Here is a 17,447-nt window from a genome sequence, read left to right as displayed (position 1 = left end):
GGCTTTTTTTATTCCTCAGCGGCGATATCAATAGACTTTCCGTTTGTGGCGGGGTGGGGAAGATCCCATCCAAAAAAGACTTCAATTGCGCTGATTTTCCCGTTCTGTACCGAGAGAATTTCGGTGTTTCGGAATTTTCGTCCTGATAACAGCGTGACCTCATACGACGTCACGACATCATCGCCATTTTCGAAAAAGCGAATAAAGTCGATTGCTTTGGTCGCTTCGTGATTGGGCCAACATCGCTCCATATAGGACGTGCGGTCGATCTGATTGTCGTAGGGGCTGGTGAAGCTGAATTGATCGGCAATTCGTCTTTCAATTTCATCGCGATCATCATTCACATATGCCCGCAGAACGCTTTTCACGAGGTCAATGTTTTCAGACATGTACGCCTCCCTAGGGTGGTGGTCCGGGCAAACAAGCGGCCCGTCGATTTCTTAACCATAGGGGTGCTTTTTGCTTGGTTATATGATATAACAAAGATATAACAGCCATATATCCTCGGGAGGGAGTTTATGACTGACGAAACAACCAAAGCGAGTGACAAGCCGAGCGGAGATCATCAGGGCATACATCGCCCGCCGGGCCTTTTGAAAAATGAAAAGCTGGTCTGGAATGTGCTCGCAGAAAACGAAGAGCCACTCAAAGCTTATGAAATCCTCGACAAACTAAAAGAGCTTGGTGTTCGTGCGCCGATGACGGTTTATCGTGCCCTCGATGGGCTTGAGACAAAAGGGCATATCCACAAACTAGATGGCCTCAACGCGTTTGTTCTTTGCAATCACGAGGGTCCGCATGTGGTCCAGACTTTCCTTGTTTGCGAAAACTGTTCGACGGTCAAAGAGCTGGAAGTTGTCGCCGTTGAGGCGGATATTGCGCCCGCCGTACGCGCTGCGGATTTTGACATGCACACGGCCCGACTGGAAATCAAAGGTAACTGCAATGTCTGTGCGGCCGCTTAGTTTTGTGTGGTCACACCGTTGAGAATCATTGACTCCTAAAGCCGCCCGCCTATTGTCCGATCCAATGCTCAAGCGTGAGCAAGCTCCCATGCGGGAGAGACCATGGTGACATGGCGCCGAAGGAGCAACCGCCCCGGAAACTCTCAGGCAAAAGGACCGCATGAAGCGCTAAAGGCTGGAAAGTGGGCAAGTTCGCCCCACCGACGGAGTAAGCGGTTTTATCCGTGAAATCTCTCAGGTTCCCGTGACAGCCGGGGTCGCCGCAATGTTGCGGCGATTTTAGTCATGGGGCGGATTAATGTCTGAGAGCTTAAAAACTACACCACTAAATGAATTGCACCGCTCGCTTGGCGGTAAAATGGTTGAATTCGCGGGCTATGATATGCCTGTGCAATATCCCATGGGTGTCTTGAAAGAGCACCAACACACGCGCGAAAATGCAGGCCTTTTCGATGTCTCCCACATGGGGCAGGCATTTTTGACGACCCTTGAGACGAAAATTGGCACCCCGGAAGCGCATGAAAAAATAGCCGCTGCGATCGAAACGCTGGTGCCCGGTGAAATCAAAAAGTTAAAACAAGGTGGCATGCGCTATAGCGTTTTGCTCAACGATGATGGTGGCATCCTTGATGATTTGATGATCACGCGTCCGATCCGCGATGAAAATCAAGGCACGCTCTATCTTGTGGTGAATGCGGCCATGAAGGAGCAGGACTTTGCTCTGATCGAGCAAAAACTTGACGGTAAGGCCAAGCTGGAGCGCGCCGAACGCCGCGCGTTGTTGGCAATTCAGGGGCCTAAAGCCGCCGATGTGGTCGAGCGGATCATTCCCGGCGCGGGTACTCAAACCTTCATGACTATGCGGCCTTATCCTTGGCCGCTGAACAATGCTGATGGCATGAAAGTTCTTGTGAGCCGTTGTGGTTATACCGGCGAAGACGGTTTTGAAATTTCTGTTCCAGTAGGTTTTGCTGAGCAATTGGCTAAAGTGTTATTGGCAGAACCAGAAGTTGAACCCATTGGGCTTGGGGCGCGGGATTCACTGCGGCTAGAAGCTGGTCTTTGCCTTTATGGCCATGATTTGACGCCTGAAACATCACCCATAGAAGGTAATATTGGATTTGCGATCGGCAAACGCCGCCGCGAAGAGGGCGGCTTTCCCGGTGCAGAGCGCATTTTGCGTGAGCGTGAAGAGGGACCAAAGCGTTTGCGCGTAGGGATATTGCCCGAAGGTCGCGCGCCAGCACGCGAAGGCGCAGAAATTCAGTCCAAAGACGGAAAAACCATCGGCACCGTCACCTCTGGCGGGTTTGGCCCAACATTCGGTGGCCCGATTGCCATGGGTTTTGTCGAAGCTAATTTTTCAAAAACAGGCACTGAAATTAATTTGATTGTTCGGGGCAAGGCCTTGCCGGCAAAAATCGCTGACATGCCGTTTGTACCCCAGCGTTATTACCGAGGTTGAGGAGAGAGTCATGACAAAATACACCGAAGATCACGAATGGGTCCGCGCAGAAGGCGACCACTACGTTATCGGCATTAGCGCACACGCCGCTGAACAATTAGGCGATGTGGTTTTTGTCGAGCTTCCCGAAATTGGAAAAAGCGTTTCGAAAGGCGACGATATGGCCGTTGTCGAGTCGGTCAAAGCGGCGTCTGACGTATACGCACCAATTTCCGGGGAAATCGTAGAGGTCAATCAAGCGATTGTCGATGAGCCCGCTAAAATCAATGAGGCCGCGAATGATGCGGCATGGTTTGTGAAAATCAAAGCCGGCAATGTGAGCGAACTTGATGCGCTCATGGACGAAGCTGCTTACAAAGAATTCACCGAAAGCAATTCCTAATGCGTTACCTACCGCTGAATGAAACAGAACGCCGTGCGATGATGAAAGTCATCGGTGCGGATGTGGTTGATGAGCTGTTTTCCGACGTGCCGGCGAATGCGCTCAATACTGATTTCGATTTGCCGAACCACCAAAGCGAAATGCAGGTCGAGCGGGCCATGGGTGCGATGGCAGCGAAAAACCGTGCGGCGAGCGCGGGGCCGTTCTTTATCGGGGCTGGTGCCTATAAGCACCACATACCCGCCACGGTCGATCATATTATTCAGCGGTCGGAATTTTTGACGGCCTACACCCCATATCAGCCAGAAATTGCCCAAGGTACGTTGCAATATTTGTTTGAATTTCAAACACAAGTGGCAGCGCTGACGGGCATGGAAGTGGCCAATGCCTCTATGTATGATGGCTCGACCGGGTGTGGCGAGGCGGCTTTAATGGCGCGGCGTGTGACCAAGCGGAACAAGATCTTGGTTTCTGGTGGATTGCACCCGCAATATGGCGCGGTGACCCGCACTAATCTTGAGCTAGTCAATGCCACTGTCGAGTTATCGCCGATTGACGTCGACGCGTCCGAAGATTTGATCAGCCAGATCGATGATGATACGGCTTGTGTAATTGTTCAGAACCCGGATGTGTTCGGTAACATTCGCGACCTGACGCCAATCGCCGAGGCCGCTCATGAAAAAGGTGCGCTGTTGGTGGCGGTTGTGACGGAAGCGGTTTCGCTAGGCGCATTGAAAAGCCCCGGCGAGATGGGCGCTGATATCGTGGTTGGCGAGGGCCAATCTATCGGTAACGGCCTCAATTTCGGTGGCCCATATGTGGGGCTGTTTGCGACCCGTCAGAAATATATCCGCCAAATGCCGGGACGATTGTGTGGCGAGACTGCCGACGCCGAAGGCAAGCGTGGTTTCGTGTTGACCCTTTCAACCCGTGAGCAACATATCCGGCGCGACAAAGCGACGTCGAACATTTGCACAAATTCTGGTCTTTGTACGCTGGCGTTCACCGCCCACATGACGCTGTTGGGTGAGGCCGGTTTACGCCGTTTGGCAATGCTTAATCACGAAGCTGCGTGCAAAACCGCCGACGCATTAGGGGCCATTGATGGTGTTGAAGTGGTCAACAAAAGCTATTTCAACGAGTTCACTTTGCGCCTTCCAGTAAAGGCGAGCGATATTGTCGAGCGCTTGGCCGAAGATGGCATATTGGCTGGCGTACCGGGTGATCGGCTTTGGCCATTTGATCGGTCAGCGGACAATCTTTTGCTAGTGGCTGCAACGGAATGTGTCACGGACGAAGATATCAATAGTTTTGCGACCAGCCTGCGTGGAGCACTGTCATGAATAATCAAGGCCGCGCAACACGCGCAGAAACAAATTCCGCGAGCGACGCACCTACATTCACCGGCAACAAAGCCCTACAGATCGAAGAAGCTTTGTCGTTTGAGTTTGGTGACTTTGCGGGAACCGGTGTCGATATGCCGGCACCAATAGGCGACGTTGATCGCCTCGGCGGATTAAATCGCAATAGTGATATTGGATTGCCGGGCCTCTCGGAGCCTGAAACCATGCGCCACTTCGTGCGCCTGTCGCAGAAAAACTACGCGATTGACATGGGGCCATTCCCGCTCGGCTCTTGCACCATGAAGCATAATCCGCGTCTGAATGAAAAAGTGGCGCGGCTGCCGGGCTTTGCAGACCTTCATCCGCTTGCGCCGGAATCGGCCGTACAGGGCGCGTTAGAATTGATCGACCAACTCGCCTTTTGGCTCAAAGAGCTGACGGGCATGCCGGCGGTTGCCATGTCGCCCAAGGCCGGTGCTCATGGTGAACTTTGCGGAATGATGGCGATTAAGGCAGCGTTAGAGGCGCGGGGCGAAGACAAAACGCGCGTTCGCGTGCTCGCGCCGGAATCGTCACACGGCACAAACCCGGCGACAGCCGTTCAGTGTGGTTTCAAGGTTGAAACGATCCCCGCCGACGCCACGGGCCGGGTTGATTTAGCGGCGCTTAAAGAAAAGCTCGGTCCTGATGTGGCGGGGATCATGGTCACCAATCCTAACACTTGTGGATTGTTCGAGCGTGACATACGCGCCATTGCCGACGCGGTGCACGAAGCGGGTGGGTATTTTTATTGCGACGGTGCAAATTTCAATGCCATCGCGGGCAAGGTCCGTCCCGGTGATTTGGGCGTTGATGCCATGCATATTAATTTGCACAAGACGTTTTCAACACCCCATGGTGGCGGTGGTCCGGGTTCGGGACCGACGGTTCTATCTGATGCGCTCGCGCCATTTGCGCCGGTTCCATATGTTGTCCAAGAGGACGGAAAATACAGTCTTGTTGAATCACGCCGCGCCGCAAAGGATGAGGGCGATGGCCACGAAAGCCTTGGCCGCTTGACAGCGTTCCATGGGCAAATGGGCATGTTTGTGCGGGCGCTTGCTTATATGTTGAGCCACGGCAAAGACGGCGTTCGTCAGGCTGCGGAAGATGCGGTGCTGAATGCGAACTATGTGCTTGCGCGTCTCAAGTCAGAAATGACCCCGGCGTTTGAGGGCTATTGCATGCACGAAGCGTTGTTCGATGACCGGTTCTTGAAAGACACGGGCGTTGAGACAATTGATTTCGCCAAAGCAATGATCGACGAAGGTTACCACCCAATGACCATGTATTTCCCATTAGTGGTGCATGGGGCAATGTTGATCGAGCCAACGGAATCAGAATCCAAGCGCGAGCTGGATCAATTCTGTGATGCGCTTCTTTCTTTGGCCAAACGGGCAAAATCCGGTGATGTCGCATCGTTCAAAGCGGCACCTGTTTATGCGCCGCGTCGCCGTCTCGATGAAACAGCGGCAGCGCGTAAGCCGGTTCTGCGCTGGACGCCGGAAGAGCCAGCGAAAGCCGCCGAGTAAGTTTTACGCCCCGGCTTCACGCGGGGGCGTAACTCAGCCTATGGTTGCAGCAACAAGCAACAAGCAACGAAGGCACAAAGCATGGATTTTCTGACTAATTTGACAGTTAGAGGGTTCGACCTTTTGGCGACGGTTTTTATTTTCGCCATCGGGTTGATCATACTCGCTGTCATCGTGATGTTTATTCTTGATGCGACGCAGTCGAAAGACGCAATCCGTCACAACTATCCGGTTATTGGGCGGTTTCGCGACCTCTTTACGCATCTAGGCGAGTTTTTTCGGCAATATTTCTTTGCGCTAGATCGCGAAGAAATGCCGTTTAACCGCGCCGAGCGAGATTGGATTTATAAATCCGCTAAAGGTAGCAATAACACAATGCCCTTTGGTTCTACGCGGAACCTAAACTTGGTCGGTACACCAATTTTCGTGAACGTGGCTTTCCCGCGCCTTGACGAAGAAGCGTCAGACCCGCCACCCGTAGAGTTTGGCCCCTATACGCCTAACCCTTACCGCTTGTCGTCGATCATCAATGTGTCGGCAATGAGTTATGGCGCGTTGTCAAAACCGGCTGTTCAGGCGCTTTCACATGGTGCAAAGCTCGCGGGTTGTTACCTCAACACCGGAGAGGGCGGTCTCGCGCCTTATCATCTTGAAGGGGGCTGTGATGTCGTCTTTCAGATGGGCACAGCGAAATATGGTTGTCGCGATGATGATGGCGGGCTTGATGATGAAAAGCTGCGGAACATCGCGATGCATCAGCAAGTGAAAATGATCGAGGTGAAACTCGCCCAAGGGGCCAAACCCGGTAAGGGCGGTATTTTACCGGCGGCAAAGGTGACGCCAGAGATCGCTTCGATCCGGCATATTCCCGTTCATACTGCCTCAATCTCGCCGAACCGCCACCCAGAGGTCGATAATATTGCTGAGCTTCTCGATTTTGTCGGCCATGTGCGGGATGTCTCGCGGCTTCCAACCGGGGTTAAAACAGTAATCGGCGCTTATGGCTGGATTGATGATTTGTGTGACGAAATAGAACGGCGTGGTATGGAATCCGCACCCGATTTTATCACGCTTGATGGCGGCGATGGCGGAACAGGGGCCGCCCCTATGTCGCTTATGGATAATGTCGGGCTTCCATTGAAGCAATCGCTTCCTATGCTGATTGACATCCTCGAACGTCGCGGGTTGCGTGACCGGATCAAAGTGATTGCATCAGGAAAGCTTGTCACACCGGCTGAGGTCGCGTGGGCTTATTGCGCCGGGGCCGATATGGTCAATACCGCACGCGGCTTTATGTTTTCGATTGGCTGTATCCAAGCCATGAAATGTCACACCAATAATTGCCCAACGGGTGTAACGACTCACAAAAAACACCTACAGGGCGGCTTGGACCCCAAAGCGAAAGGCCCGCGGGTCGCGAACTATGTTAATAAAATGCGCAAGGATGTAGCGATGATTGCCCATTCTTGTGGTGCGCCCCATGCGCGAGGATTGCGACGGATGCATGTGCGCATTCAACAAGCTGACGGAACATCCGTGCCCTTGGATCAGCTTTTGGCGCGAGCCAGGCCACTGGCACCGCATGAATACACCAAACAAGATTGAGGTTGGCTTACGGGTTAAAGCCACCGGCCTTAAGGAAAGCGATTTCTGCGGGCGTCGATTCGCGGCCGAGAATTTTATTCCGATGCGGGAAACGGCCGAAATCACGAACGATCTCATAATGTTCAATCGCAAATGGCAGGTTCATGGTGCCAGGCAGTTGCGCTTTGAATAGGTTTACTGATTCGATTTGCACGCTTAGGTCTTCGGCGTGCATGAACGGCATATAATAGAAAGACTTGGCCTTGTCGTCAGCGATTTTGCCATGGTGCCGAGTAATTGCGTCGCGTGCAATATCTAAGGCTTGTTCGTCTTGGGCAAAGGCGCGGGGCGTATCGCGGAAAAGGTTGCGCGAGAACTGATCGAGCAAAATAATCAATGCTAATGAATAACGCGGATGTGCGCGCCAAACATCGAGATGACCGGCTTTGGCCGCGGCGACGTGATCCGCGAAACGGTCATTGATCTGCGCATCAAATGCATCATTGCGACGAAACCATAAATAGGGCTTCGTCTCTTTGAACCAGAATGTCAGGATTGATTCGGCGGCAGCCGCCGTGGGCCGGATAGACCGGCGAGACGAGGGGAGCCTAGAAGGCTCGCCCATTAATTTAGCTTGTCGCGAAGGCCAGAGATTGCTTTGTCGATGAACGGCCCTTGTGCGCCACCGTCCATCCGATCACGGATAATGGTGCGTGCCGCCTCGATCGCGAGGTCCGCAGTTTGTCCACGAACTTCTGAAACGGCCTGGGCTTCGGCGCGCGCAATTTTTTCTTCGGCGGCTTTTGTGCGGCGTTCAGTTTGTTCGGCGATCTTTTCACGCGCTTCAGTAGCGAGACGTTGAGCATCTTTTTTGGCTTGCTCGATAATAGCGGCTGCTTCTTCTTCGGCTTCGCGTTGCCGACGCTGGTAGCTGGCTAGCAACTCTTGTGCTTCTTCGCGCATTTTACGCGCTTCATTGATCTCGTCAGAGATCTTTTGGGCGCGCTTGTCGAGACCGCCAAGCATTGTTTTGTGGACACCCGCACGGGCAAAGATCGCGACGACAACGATGAATGCCAACAACACATAAAGCGATGTGTCCTGAAACAGGCCCGGAGCTGCATGTCCCGCGTCGGCGACTTCAGCGGCAGCGGCGGCGGCAAGGGTTGCATATGCGATCATCGTCATAGTCTTTCAAATTTCTGCGCGAGCGAGATTAGGCGCGAGAGAGGCCGTCGATGGCTTTGGAAACGGCTTCATCCGTGGGGGCCTCGTCGATTAAGGTTTCGACAACAGCGCGGGTCGTCTCGGCTGCGGCTTCACGAACTTTGGCGGCTGCATTGACTTTCATCTCGGTGATGCGTGCCTCGGCAGCTTCTAATTGCTTTTCGAGCGCGGCGTCTGTTTCTGCCTGCTCTTTTGCAATTTCCGTATCAACTTCGGCGCGTGTGTCCCCTGCAATGCCTTGCGCTTTCGCACGTGCATCGGCGAGGGACTGGTTATACGCATCCTCAGCGTCTTCGGCTTGACGTTTGAACTCAGCCGCTTGGTCGAGGTCATCCGCAATGCGATCGCGACGTTCCTCAATCGCACCGCCTAGCGCCGGCAAAAACCGGCTCGACATCAGCGCAAAAAGAATACCAAAAGTGATGGCAAGCCAAACTAGCTGACTGGGCCACCATGTGGGATCCAACTGCGGCAGGCCGGCGGATTCCCCGTGGGATTCCACAGCGCCTGCGGCAGCGGCTACCATTATCGAAGTAAAAGACAAAGTATGCCTCTTTCTGCTTTGATGGCGTTAAGACTTAAAGAACGTTCAAAAGAATCAGGATCGCGATAACGAAGCCAAGAAGACCCGTGAATTCTGTCAGCGCGAATGCGAGAAGCATTGTTGGCTGGTTTTGTGCTGATGCTGACGGGTTGCGGAATGCGCCCGAAAGAAAGCTAGAAAAGATAAGGCCAAGGCCGATGGCTGCGCCAGCGAGCGGAATTGATGCAATGCCCGCCCCGATCAGTTTTGCTGCTTCAGCGTCCATTTTTTACTCCTAGTGAGGTTATCGTTGAGCCGGTGATCCCATAATCGCGGCTGGCTCTTCGCGCCGCGCGGGAATTTGTTGTTAGTGGTCTGCCGCGTGTGCCGCATCGCTGAGATATATACAAGTCAGAATCGCAAACACATAGGCTTGAAGCCCTGCAACCAGCACTTCGAGCATGGTCACAGCAATGATCCCAAAGAATGGCGCAAGGCCAAGCAAGAACCAACCGCTGCCTGCGCCCACGAGCGATACGATAAAGCCCGCAAACACTTTGAGGATGATGTGGCCCGCAAACATATTCGCAAATAGTCGAATGGCCAGCGAAAGCGGGCGAGAAAGGAATGAAATCACTTCAACCGGCACAAGGATTAGATACATCGGCAAAGGCTGCCCCGACGGGGCGAACAGGCGCAAGAAACCAAGGCCGTTCTTCATGAAACCGTAAACAACCACGATGGTGATCGTGACCATTGCCAGCGCCAGCGTCACGATGAGGTGGCTGGTCGGCGTGAATGTGTGCATTTCGGCCGGTGTGCCTGGAATTGAGGGGAGTAGGCCGAAAAGATTGACGATCAGAATGAAGGTGAACAGTGTAAAAACATAAGGGAAGAATTTGCGGCCTTCGCTGCCGATGGTGTCACGCACGAGATCGGCGACAAATTCATAAAGAACCTCTGCTGTGGATTGAATGCGGCTGGGGATCAGGCTGGCGCGGCGCGTTGCGAAAAAGAAGAATGCGCAAATCGCAGCCGTTGCGATGATCATCCAAAGCGCTGAGTTTGTCAGCGAAATATCAATCGAGCCTAGATGCACCGGAACAATCGGCAATATCTCGAATTGTTCCATTGGTCCGGCAGCGTGAAAGTCTATCATCTCGTTATTCTTCCCAGCGTCTCATCAGTCGCCTGACGATTGCTCCGTATCATTTTGTAGGGTGCGCATCATATTGCGCAAACCCGCCGCAAAACCTAGTCCCAACCCCAGTAAGAGAAGCCAAGGGCTTGTCCCTAACCAGAAATCCAGACCCCAACCCAACAAGCCCCCAACGATCAGACCCGCTAAAAGGTCAGAGGAAACCCGCAAGGCTCGCCCCCAGGCCGGTGCCGCTGCATCAGTTTCGGGCACATTGCCCGAACCGCGCATCCGGTCCAACCGCTCGGAAAATTCATCCAGCGAGGGTGGCCGGTCGCCTTTGGCCTCTTCTCTGCCGGTGTCATCGCCCATGAGCTTGCCCGAAAAAACAGGTACGAACGGACGCTCGTACCTTTGGAAATCGCGGCGGACCATATAGGCGCTGCAACGCAGCGTCAAGCGATGGAAAAAAATGCTAAATGTCTGATTTTATTGGGGAAAATGTACCGCGGCGTCCTGCCGCGCTAAGAACCTGACGCCATCACTGCGGAATGGAAAAAAACAAGTGCGTAGAATGATGAAAATCAGTGGGATTCGCCGTGGTATTGGGCGGTTTTGAGCGTATTTCGGAAGGGCTGGGCGAATCGGTTGCCCCGTGAGTGGATGTGCAGGAGCAGAATCACGGAAACGTTTCATCGCGGAGCACCTTCAGGCCTAGACCTCGGTGCTCCGCAATTTGGTGCTCTGTAACGCGGTCGTCTAGTTCAGGCTTCGACGATGGTCTCGAACCCGCCGAAGATCATTCTCTTCCCGTCAAAGGGCATATCTTCTGGTTTGCCTAACCGTGGGTCCTCCATCGCTTTTTTCATGCCGATGTCGCGCACTTGTTTATTCGGCCAGATGATCCAAGAAAAAACCACGCTCTCGCCTTCCTTGGCTTTGACGGCCATTGGAAATGAGGTGACTTCGCCGTCGGGCACATCATCGCCCCATCCCTCAACCACGCTCAACGCGCCATTATCCTTGAAAATTGCGGCGGCGGTCGTGGCGACTGTTTTATAGGCTTCGCGGTTTTTGGTTTCGACTGCGACAACAAATCCATCAATGTATGTCATATATACTCCTGTTGCTGATTAAATGCTGATTTTCGAACACTACCCTTAAACCAAGGACACGTTCGAACTTTTGCGCTGGGTGTCGGCATTTAGCCCCCAGATTTTTGAAGAATGTCATCCAACGCGATAAGCGTATTCGTCCAGCCAGACGTGTAGCCATGTTCATTCGCGGCGATCAGATCTTCTGGTCGGTCAAATAGGGTGTGCACGGTTAAATGGGTTTGGTTTGTGGCGATTTCATCAAAGCTCACCGTGACCCGGGCTTTTGGTGGTGCGCCACAACCACATGCGGTCGCGGCATCCGATGGCCCAAGATATACGATGCGCTCTGGCGATATAATTTCGAGATATTTACCAATCGCCCGCATGATATCGCCTTCGGGTGTTTTCATCTCGATGTCGAAGGTACCGCCTACGCGAAAATCAATCTTGCATGTGGTGTTCTCAGGGCCACACGGGCCCCACCATTGTTTTACGTGTTCTGGCTCAGACCAGATTTTCCAAACCAGCGAGCGAGGGGCGGAATATTTTCGTGAAAGTATCAATTCCTTGGGTAAAGGCGGCATCACGCATCCTTTCTTGAGAGATGATCTTCCAGGCAATCAAGGGACGAATTCCATCCGTCGATAACGCCCATATCTATATGTTTTTGACGGTCGGCTTCGGTTGGGTGGCTAACCGAAATCGTGAGCGTTGAACCGTTGGGGTGGTCACTGAAAGTATAGGTGGTCACCATTTGGCTGGGCAGCGGTTTGTCATACTCAAAGCCTTCGCCGAATTCGTCGGTAGCAACCAGTTTCTCGTTTTCGATGATTTCTATAAACCGCCCTACCGATGGGTATTCTTTTCCGTCGGGGCCGATCATCACATAGTGATAGGCACCGCCAGCCCTAAAGTCATGTTCTTCTATGCGGGTCGAGAACCCGGCTGGTCCAAACCAAGCGCTTATAGCGTTCGCTTGGGTGATGGCGCGCCACAATGCAGCTTTAGGGTGCGAAAAAGTCCGTTCAATGATGATTGTATGGTTTTGTTCGTTCATGAGAGGTGTCCTGCAACTTACATGCTGTGAATCATCCACAAAACGCCAAAGCGGTCGTGGAAGGATGCGAATGCTTTGGCGAAAAATGTTGGCTCAAACGGCATCAATACCTCTCCGCCATCGCTGAGCGCATCGAACAACCTCTTGGCTTCTTTGGTGTCCTCAAGGTTGATGCAAACACTTGTACCGCTGGCGCGACGGTAATATTCGGCTGGTGAGTCACTCGCCATGATTTTAATTCCACCAACGGCGAGGGAGGCATGAAGTGTGCTGTTCTTCATGTTGTCGGGCATGTGTGGTTCGGCCTCAGACCCGGCGACAGGTATCATTACTTCCATTTCGCCGCCAAGGACCTTGTGGTAAAATTGCATGGCTTCTTTGCAATTTCCATCAAAGTTTAGATACACGTTGATTTGCATTAATCGTTCTCCGTTGATTGAATTTCATTCAGATAATTGTCGAGCCGACCCAAGCGACTCTCCCAGATTGCGCGCTGATGATCGATCCAGCCTCCAGCGGCGGAAAGGTTTTGAATATCAATTTCACAAGTCCGGACACGTCCCTTTTTTGTGGATGACACCATCCCGCTGTCTTCGAGCACTTTTAGGTGCTGGAGGAATGACGGCAGGGCCATTTCAAAGGGGCCGGCAAGTTCACTGACTGTTGCGGGACCTGCGGTGAGGCGTTGAATCACAGCACGGCGCGTCGGATCAGCGAGCGCTTGAAAAATGCCATCAAGGGGCGGGGCGGGGGGGGGGCTATTGTTAGGCATATACCTAACTTATGGGGAGAGAGGCTTGAGCGCAAGCATTAATTAGGTGATTGCCTAAGTTTAATGTTGCCTACTGGTTTTGCGAATGGTCAAAGAGCAAACTCAGCAAGTGGAGATTGGAAAATGACAACGCTCGAGGTTCTAGCATTCGATGCCGATGACACCCTCTGGCAAAATGAGCGGTTTTTTCGATTGACCGAGACCGCATTTGCCGACCTGTTGTCAGATTATGCGGATCCTGCCCATTTGACCGAGCGATTGCTTGAAACCGAACGGCGCAATCTCGCCCGCTATGGATTCGGGATTAAAGGGTTCACCCTTTCGATGATCGAAACCGCGTTGGAGATCACCGAAGGCAAGGCACCCGCAAGTGTGATCCAAACGATCTTGGATAAGGGGCATGAGATGCTTGAGCATCCTGTCGAATTGCTCCCCCATGTCGCCGAAACTATTCAAAGTTTGAAAGGCGATTTTCGATTGATGGTGATCACCAAGGGTGACCTGTTCGATCAGGAGCGAAAGATTGCACTTTCGGGATTAGCAGATCATTTCGATGGGATTGAGATTGTCTCTGACAAGAACCCGGAAACCTATCGGAATGTTTTTTCGCGCCATGGTGTGACGGCCGAAAATGCGATGATGGTGGGGAATTCCCTAAAGTCAGATGTGTTGCCGGTCCTCGACCTAGGCGGTTGGGGCGTGCATGTACCTCATTCACAAACTTGGGTTTTTGAACATGCAGACCCCCCGCAATCACATCCGCGTTTTCGCGAAATAGATCATCTCGGGGGGCTGCAAGGCGTTCTAAAATCTTTAGGCTGATTATTCAGCGGCAACCATTTGTTCGGCGCTGGAAAGATCAACAGAGACGAGTTGCGACACGCCGCGTTCGATCATGGTAACGCCAAACAACCGGTTCATGCGCGACATAGTGAGCGCGTGGTGCGTGATGATGATAAAGCGAGTTTCCGTTTCCTGTGCCATTTCATGAAGCAAGCGACAGAAGCGTTCCACATTGGCGTCATCAAGCGGTGCGTCGACCTCGTCCAGCACACAAACGGGGGCAGGGTTCGCCATAAAGACTGCAAAGATCAAGGCTGTTGCCGTCAAAGCCTGTTCGCCACCAGACATGAGCGACATGGATGCGAGTTTTTTGCCCGGCGGTGAGGCGAAAATCTCAAGGCCGGCCTCAAGCGGGTCTTCGGCATCAACGAGACGAAGCTCGGCCTGTCCACCATTGAACAACCTTTTGAACAGGTCAGTGAAGTTTGTGCTGACTGTTTCAAACGCATCCAGCAAACGCTGGCGTGCCTCGCGATTAAGATTGCCGATGGCCGTGCGCAATTTGCGGATCGCAGCGTCACAATCTTCGCGCTCGGTACCTAACTCTTCAAGCCGCTCAGTGACTTCTTGCATCTCTTCGTCTGCGCGCAGATTAACCCCGCCCAGATTTTCCCGCTCGCGCTTATAACGCTCAAGCTTGCGCTCGATGTCGTCGCGGGCTGGAAGGTCGGCACCCTCTTTATGCTCCGCAATAGTGAGCAATTCCTCGGGCGCTGCTTCGCAAGTTTCTTGTGCGAGATGTGTTGCTTCTTCTACGCGCTCTTCGGCGGCTTCGGCTTGGGCCTCCAGGCGGGCGCGGGCCTCACGCGCTTCGCTGGATTCATGGTCTGCGGCCTTGGCATTCTTGTCACTCTCAAGTGATAGGCGTTGCCCTTCGGCCAATGCGTCGGCGGCTTCGTTGCGGCGTTGTTCCGCAACAGAGAGCTGATCAAGAAGGGCTTTGCGCTTTTCGTCGATCTCCGCTGGGGCACCCGCCGCGCCTTCATGGGCGGTTTTTGTTTCGTTGAGGTGGTTTTCAATCTCAGCGAGGCGACCGCGAGCGGTTTCACCACGGCTCGACCAAGAGGTGCAATCGCGTTCGATCTCGGCGAGGCGATTGGCGCGGCGACGGGCTTCGTTTGCCAGATCATTATGGGCGGTGCGGGTTTCCGTCGCGTGGGCACGTGCCGCTGCGACCTGTTCCCGCGAGGTGTTCAAGCCTTCAGCAATAAGATCCGCATTCGGAAATTCGGCATGTTCTGTGTTCAGCGCTTCTAGGTTGCGCGTTGACTCGACATTTTCTTCGGCTAATCGCGAGAGATTTTCATCAATGGACGAAATGCGCGCGGTTGCCCGTTCGTGTTCCCGTTCCAACGCATTCAGGTTCGTGCGAGCGCTATCAACGGCGCGACGCGCGTCCTGCCAAAGTGTACGGGCTTGGCGCTCCATGTTTTGTTTGGCTTTTAGGTTCTCGCTCGCTTCGCTGTGGATGCGGCGCGCTTCATCTGCGTTGGCTTGTGCGGCTTCAAGGTCGCGTTCTAGCGTTTGCAGGCGGTTGCGCTGTTCGAGCCGAATGGCGGCAGCGGTTTTCGCGTCGGCATGGCTGGTAAAGCCATCCCAACGCCATAAGTCGCCATCGCGAGAGACGAGCCGTTGACCGGGGTGCAAACTATCGCGAAGGCGTGGGCCGTCTTGGGCATCGATCACGCCAATCGCGGAAAGGCGACGGTTTAATGCGGCTGGTGCGCGAACAAACCGGCTCAGTGGTTGCGCGCCTTCAGGCAAGGACATTTCATCGGCGTTGTTGCCAAAGTTTGACCAATGCGCAGGGGCGTCTTCGTCAGTTGGTGCACCGAGATCATCACCAAGCGCCGCGGCGAGTGCGTTTTCAAAACCGGGATCAACCTCGATTAGTTCGATCAGGGGTTCGTAATCATCGCTGTCATTCGCCGCGAGAACCCGCCGTAGCGCATCGCGTTCCGCACCCATTTCTGTAACGCTCTGTTCGGCATCACGCAGCGGTCCACGTTGAGACTTTTCTTGTTCCTCGGCACTGTTGCGTTCTTCTTCGGCGCGGTGGAATGCCGCTTCAGCGGCACCAGCGGCTTGTTCGGCATTGGCAAATTTCTGTGTCGCCTCTTCGAGCGAGCGCGCTTGCTCTGGCGAAGGTTCGATAACTTCGCGTTCATCCGTATAGTTACGGATTTGGTCTACAATCTTTTCAAGACGCCGTTCGGTCGCCGCAAGGTTGCCTGCGACGGCTTTGCGGCGTGCTTCAATATCGGCCGCTTCTTTACTCTTTTGGTCAAATTCAGCTTCGGCTTGTTCTAGCGCCGTGCTGGCTTGGCTCATGACTGAAGCAGCTTCCGAAACCCGCTGTTCTTCGCTCGCCGCATTGGCCGCAAGGGTTTCGCGTTCTTCGTTTAAGGCCGCAACCGCATTATCAGCATCGGAAAGCAGGTCTTTCTCCCGTGCCATGTCGTTTTGAAGACGTTCAATCTCGCCTGAAAGACGACGCAATTCGGCTTCCGCACGGCGACCCTCTTCGTCAAGGTTTTCACGCGCAACCGTGAGGCGGTGAAGGCCAGCGGCTTCTTCGGCTTCTTTCAGGCGCAGTGGTTCTAGCGCTTCATGGGCGTTTGATTGTGCGGTCGCTGCGATCGCGGCAACGCGCGTCGTCTCTTCGATCAGGGCACTGATTTCATCAAGCCCGGCTTTTGCTTTTTCTTGCGCTTCCACAGCATCGCGCCAGCGCAGATAAGCCAGCATCGCCTCGGTGCGGCGAATGTCGCCAGAAACATTGCGGTAGCGGGTTGCCTGCCGCGCCTGTCGGGCGAGCGCACCTTTTTGGGTCTCAAGCTCTGAGATCACGTCGTCAAGACGCTCTAGGTTTGCCTCGGTTGCACGCAGCCGTAGTTCCGCTTCGTGGCGGCGCGAATGAAGCCCGGTGACACCAGCAGCTTCTTCCAACAGGCGCCGGCGATTTTGTGGCTTTGCACTGATCAATTCTGCGACCTGGCCCTGACGGACTAGGGCGGGGGAGTTTGCGCCGGTTGATGCATCGGCAAACAGAAGCTGCACGTCTTTTGCGCGAACTTCTTTGTTGTTGATGCGATAAATCGACTGCGAGCCTTCTTCCTTGCGGATAATCCGGCGTGAAATTTCAAGAGTCGCATTTTCGTTATATTCAGCGGGGGCGGACCTGTCGGAATTATCGACGGTCAAAATCACTTCGGCCCAATTACGGGCAGGGCGCATGGTCGTGCCTGAGAAAATCACGGCATCCATTGCAGCACCACGAAGGGCTTTTGCCGATGTTGCGCCCATAACCCAACGCATCGCTTCGAGGAGGTTTGACTTGCCGCACCCATTAGGGCCGACGATCCCCGTCAAACCTTCGCGAATTTCGAAGTCTGTCGGTTCTACAAAGGATTTAAATCCTACAAGGCGAACATTGGTGAATTTCACGCGTCTTTTCCCGATAAGTGCTGACCCGAAAGT

General features: G+C 53.7%; 20 protein-coding genes and 1 riboswitch. Of the genes, 7 read left to right on the top strand and 13 right to left on the bottom strand.

What is annotated here, in order from left to right; all coding sequences use genetic code 11:
• Nucleotides 1–8: 8 nt before the first annotated feature.
• Nucleotides 9–389, bottom strand: coding sequence for a nuclear transport factor 2 family protein (locus tag ABFZ84_RS01715; RefSeq protein WP_369312149.1), 381 nt, complete (start codon nucleotides 387–389; stop codon nucleotides 9–11).
• Nucleotides 390–518: 129 nt separating this feature from the next.
• On the opposite strand from ABFZ84_RS01715, the gene ABFZ84_RS01710 reads away from it, so the two are divergent.
• The 6 genes from ABFZ84_RS01710 (at nucleotide 519) to ABFZ84_RS01685 (ending at nucleotide 7,331) form a co-directional block, all read left to right on the top strand.
• Entirely contained in the window at nucleotides 519–965 is a 447-nt protein-coding gene (locus ABFZ84_RS01710) for a Fur family transcriptional regulator (protein ID WP_369312147.1), read from the top strand.
• An 81-nt stretch (nucleotides 966–1,046) separates the two neighbouring features.
• A riboswitch (glycine riboswitch) is annotated at nucleotides 1,047–1,134 on the top strand.
• Between the two features lie 129 nt (nucleotides 1,135–1,263).
• Entirely contained in the window at nucleotides 1,264–2,430 is a 1,167-nt protein-coding gene (gcvT, locus tag ABFZ84_RS01705; protein ID WP_369312145.1) for a glycine cleavage system aminomethyltransferase GcvT, read from the top strand.
• 10 nt (nucleotides 2,431–2,440) lie between these two features.
• Nucleotides 2,441–2,812: a glycine cleavage system protein GcvH gene (gene gcvH / locus ABFZ84_RS01700; RefSeq protein WP_369312143.1), complete on the top strand. Its 372-nt coding sequence runs from the start codon at nucleotides 2,441–2,443 to the stop codon at nucleotides 2,810–2,812.
• Complete coding sequence (gcvPA, locus tag ABFZ84_RS01695; RefSeq protein ID WP_369312141.1) at nucleotides 2,812–4,155, top strand: aminomethyl-transferring glycine dehydrogenase subunit GcvPA; 1,344 nt, start codon at nucleotides 2,812–2,814, stop codon at nucleotides 4,153–4,155. The genes gcvH and gcvPA overlap by 1 nt, the downstream gene beginning before the upstream one ends.
• On the top strand, nucleotides 4,152–5,726 hold the full coding sequence (gene gcvPB / locus ABFZ84_RS01690) for an aminomethyl-transferring glycine dehydrogenase subunit GcvPB (protein WP_369312139.1): 1,575 nt from the start codon (nucleotides 4,152–4,154) through the stop codon (nucleotides 5,724–5,726). Before gcvPA ends, gcvPB begins: the two co-directional genes overlap by 4 nt.
• Before the next feature lie 81 nt (nucleotides 5,727–5,807).
• Nucleotides 5,808–7,331, top strand: a complete 1,524-nt coding sequence (locus ABFZ84_RS01685; protein ID WP_369312137.1) for an FMN-binding glutamate synthase family protein — start codon at nucleotides 5,808–5,810, stop codon at nucleotides 7,329–7,331.
• A gap of 7 nt (nucleotides 7,332–7,338) precedes the next feature.
• On the opposite strand, the gene ABFZ84_RS01680 is transcribed toward ABFZ84_RS01685, so the two are convergent.
• The 11 genes from ABFZ84_RS01680 to ABFZ84_RS01630 all read right to left on the bottom strand — a co-directional run bounded on the left by ABFZ84_RS01680 (nucleotide 7,339) and on the right by ABFZ84_RS01630 (nucleotide 13,124).
• A complete protein-coding gene (locus ABFZ84_RS01680; RefSeq protein ID WP_369312135.1) occupies nucleotides 7,339–7,935 on the bottom strand; it encodes a DUF924 family protein in 597 nt (198 codons plus the stop codon).
• Nucleotides 7,935–8,492, bottom strand: coding sequence for a F0F1 ATP synthase subunit B (gene atpF, locus ABFZ84_RS01675; protein WP_369312133.1), 558 nt, complete (start codon nucleotides 8,490–8,492; stop codon nucleotides 7,935–7,937). The genes ABFZ84_RS01680 and atpF overlap by 1 nt, the downstream gene beginning before the upstream one ends.
• A 34-nt stretch (nucleotides 8,493–8,526) precedes the next feature.
• Nucleotides 8,527–9,081 (bottom strand): F0F1 ATP synthase subunit B family protein, encoded by a 555-nt coding sequence (locus ABFZ84_RS01670; protein ID WP_369312131.1) that lies wholly within the window; start codon nucleotides 9,079–9,081, stop codon nucleotides 8,527–8,529.
• Nucleotides 9,082–9,115: 34 nt separating this feature from the next.
• The gene (locus tag ABFZ84_RS01665; protein ID WP_369312129.1) at nucleotides 9,116–9,346 is read right to left on the bottom strand and encodes a F0F1 ATP synthase subunit C; all 231 of its coding nucleotides are present in this window, start codon (nucleotides 9,344–9,346) and stop codon (nucleotides 9,116–9,118) included.
• A gap of 81 nt (nucleotides 9,347–9,427) precedes the next feature.
• Complete coding sequence (locus ABFZ84_RS01660) at nucleotides 9,428–10,219, bottom strand: F0F1 ATP synthase subunit A (RefSeq protein ID WP_369312127.1); 792 nt, start codon at nucleotides 10,217–10,219, stop codon at nucleotides 9,428–9,430.
• Nucleotides 10,220–10,243: 24 nt separating this feature from the next.
• A complete protein-coding gene (locus tag ABFZ84_RS01655; protein ID WP_369312125.1) occupies nucleotides 10,244–10,633 on the bottom strand; it encodes an AtpZ/AtpI family protein in 390 nt (129 codons plus the stop codon).
• Between the two features lie 329 nt (nucleotides 10,634–10,962).
• Entirely contained in the window at nucleotides 10,963–11,313 is a 351-nt protein-coding gene (locus ABFZ84_RS01650) for a DUF1428 domain-containing protein (RefSeq protein WP_369312123.1), read from the bottom strand.
• An 89-nt stretch (nucleotides 11,314–11,402) separates the two neighbouring features.
• A complete protein-coding gene (locus ABFZ84_RS01645) occupies nucleotides 11,403–11,879 on the bottom strand; it encodes an SRPBCC family protein (RefSeq protein ID WP_369312121.1) in 477 nt (158 codons plus the stop codon).
• Nucleotides 11,879–12,352 (bottom strand): SRPBCC family protein, encoded by a 474-nt coding sequence (locus ABFZ84_RS01640; RefSeq protein ID WP_369312119.1) that lies wholly within the window; start codon nucleotides 12,350–12,352, stop codon nucleotides 11,879–11,881. The genes ABFZ84_RS01645 and ABFZ84_RS01640 overlap by 1 nt, the downstream gene beginning before the upstream one ends.
• Nucleotides 12,353–12,369: 17 nt before the next feature.
• Nucleotides 12,370–12,771 carry a VOC family protein gene (locus ABFZ84_RS01635; protein ID WP_369312117.1) on the bottom strand — a complete coding sequence of 134 codons (402 nt, stop codon included), beginning with the start codon at nucleotides 12,769–12,771 and terminating at the stop codon, nucleotides 12,370–12,372.
• Complete coding sequence (locus ABFZ84_RS01630; RefSeq protein ID WP_369312115.1) at nucleotides 12,771–13,124, bottom strand: ArsR/SmtB family transcription factor; 354 nt, start codon at nucleotides 13,122–13,124, stop codon at nucleotides 12,771–12,773. Before ABFZ84_RS01630 ends, ABFZ84_RS01635 begins: the two co-directional genes overlap by 1 nt.
• Nucleotides 13,125–13,247: 123 nt before the next feature.
• On the opposite strand from ABFZ84_RS01630, the gene ABFZ84_RS01625 reads away from it, so the two are divergent.
• Nucleotides 13,248–13,946, top strand: a complete 699-nt coding sequence (locus ABFZ84_RS01625) for an HAD family hydrolase (protein ID WP_369312113.1) — start codon at nucleotides 13,248–13,250, stop codon at nucleotides 13,944–13,946.
• Here the strand turns inward: ABFZ84_RS01625 and smc are convergent, their stop codons facing one another.
• On the bottom strand, nucleotides 13,947–17,414 hold the full coding sequence (smc, locus tag ABFZ84_RS01620) for a chromosome segregation protein SMC (RefSeq protein WP_369312111.1): 3,468 nt from the start codon (nucleotides 17,412–17,414) through the stop codon (nucleotides 13,947–13,949).
• Nucleotides 17,415–17,447 lie beyond the last annotated feature (33 nt).

Origin of the sequence: Hyphococcus lacteus (assembly GCF_041058985.1) — a bacterium.
GTDB lineage: Bacteria > Pseudomonadota > Alphaproteobacteria > Caulobacterales > Parvularculaceae > Hyphococcus > Hyphococcus lacteus.
This window is presented reverse-complemented; position numbering and strand designations above follow the sequence as displayed.

Coding starts and splice junctions, on each gene's coding strand:
- ABFZ84_RS01640 (WP_369312119.1), bottom strand. CDS start 12,352: ATGAACGAACAAAACCATACAATCATCATTGAACGGACTTTTTCGCAC.
- gcvPA (WP_369312141.1), top strand. CDS start 2,812: ATGCGTTACCTACCGCTGAATGAAACAGAACGCCGTGCGATGATGAAA.
- ABFZ84_RS01625 (WP_369312113.1), top strand. CDS start 13,248: ATGACAACGCTCGAGGTTCTAGCATTCGATGCCGATGACACCCTCTGG.
- ABFZ84_RS01710 (WP_369312147.1), top strand. CDS start 519: ATGACTGACGAAACAACCAAAGCGAGTGACAAGCCGAGCGGAGATCAT.
- ABFZ84_RS01630 (WP_369312115.1), bottom strand. CDS start 13,124: ATGCCTAACAATAGCCCCCCCCCCGCCCCGCCCCTTGATGGCATTTTT.
- ABFZ84_RS01635 (WP_369312117.1), bottom strand. CDS start 12,771: ATGCAAATCAACGTGTATCTAAACTTTGATGGAAATTGCAAAGAAGCC.
- ABFZ84_RS01685 (WP_369312137.1), top strand. CDS start 5,808: ATGGATTTTCTGACTAATTTGACAGTTAGAGGGTTCGACCTTTTGGCG.
- ABFZ84_RS01655 (WP_369312125.1), bottom strand. CDS start 10,633: ATGGTCCGCCGCGATTTCCAAAGGTACGAGCGTCCGTTCGTACCTGTT.
- ABFZ84_RS01645 (WP_369312121.1), bottom strand. CDS start 11,879: ATGCCGCCTTTACCCAAGGAATTGATACTTTCACGAAAATATTCCGCC.
- ABFZ84_RS01660 (WP_369312127.1), bottom strand. CDS start 10,219: ATGATAGACTTTCACGCTGCCGGACCAATGGAACAATTCGAGATATTG.
- ABFZ84_RS01680 (WP_369312135.1), bottom strand. CDS start 7,935: ATGGGCGAGCCTTCTAGGCTCCCCTCGTCTCGCCGGTCTATCCGGCCC.
- ABFZ84_RS01650 (WP_369312123.1), bottom strand. CDS start 11,313: ATGACATACATTGATGGATTTGTTGTCGCAGTCGAAACCAAAAACCGC.
- ABFZ84_RS01715 (WP_369312149.1), bottom strand. CDS start 389: ATGTCTGAAAACATTGACCTCGTGAAAAGCGTTCTGCGGGCATATGTG.
- gcvPB (WP_369312139.1), top strand. CDS start 4,152: ATGAATAATCAAGGCCGCGCAACACGCGCAGAAACAAATTCCGCGAGC.
- gcvH (WP_369312143.1), top strand. CDS start 2,441: ATGACAAAATACACCGAAGATCACGAATGGGTCCGCGCAGAAGGCGAC.
- atpF (WP_369312133.1), bottom strand. CDS start 8,492: ATGATCGCATATGCAACCCTTGCCGCCGCCGCTGCCGCTGAAGTCGCC.
- ABFZ84_RS01665 (WP_369312129.1), bottom strand. CDS start 9,346: ATGGACGCTGAAGCAGCAAAACTGATCGGGGCGGGCATTGCATCAATT.
- gcvT (WP_369312145.1), top strand. CDS start 1,264: ATGTCTGAGAGCTTAAAAACTACACCACTAAATGAATTGCACCGCTCG.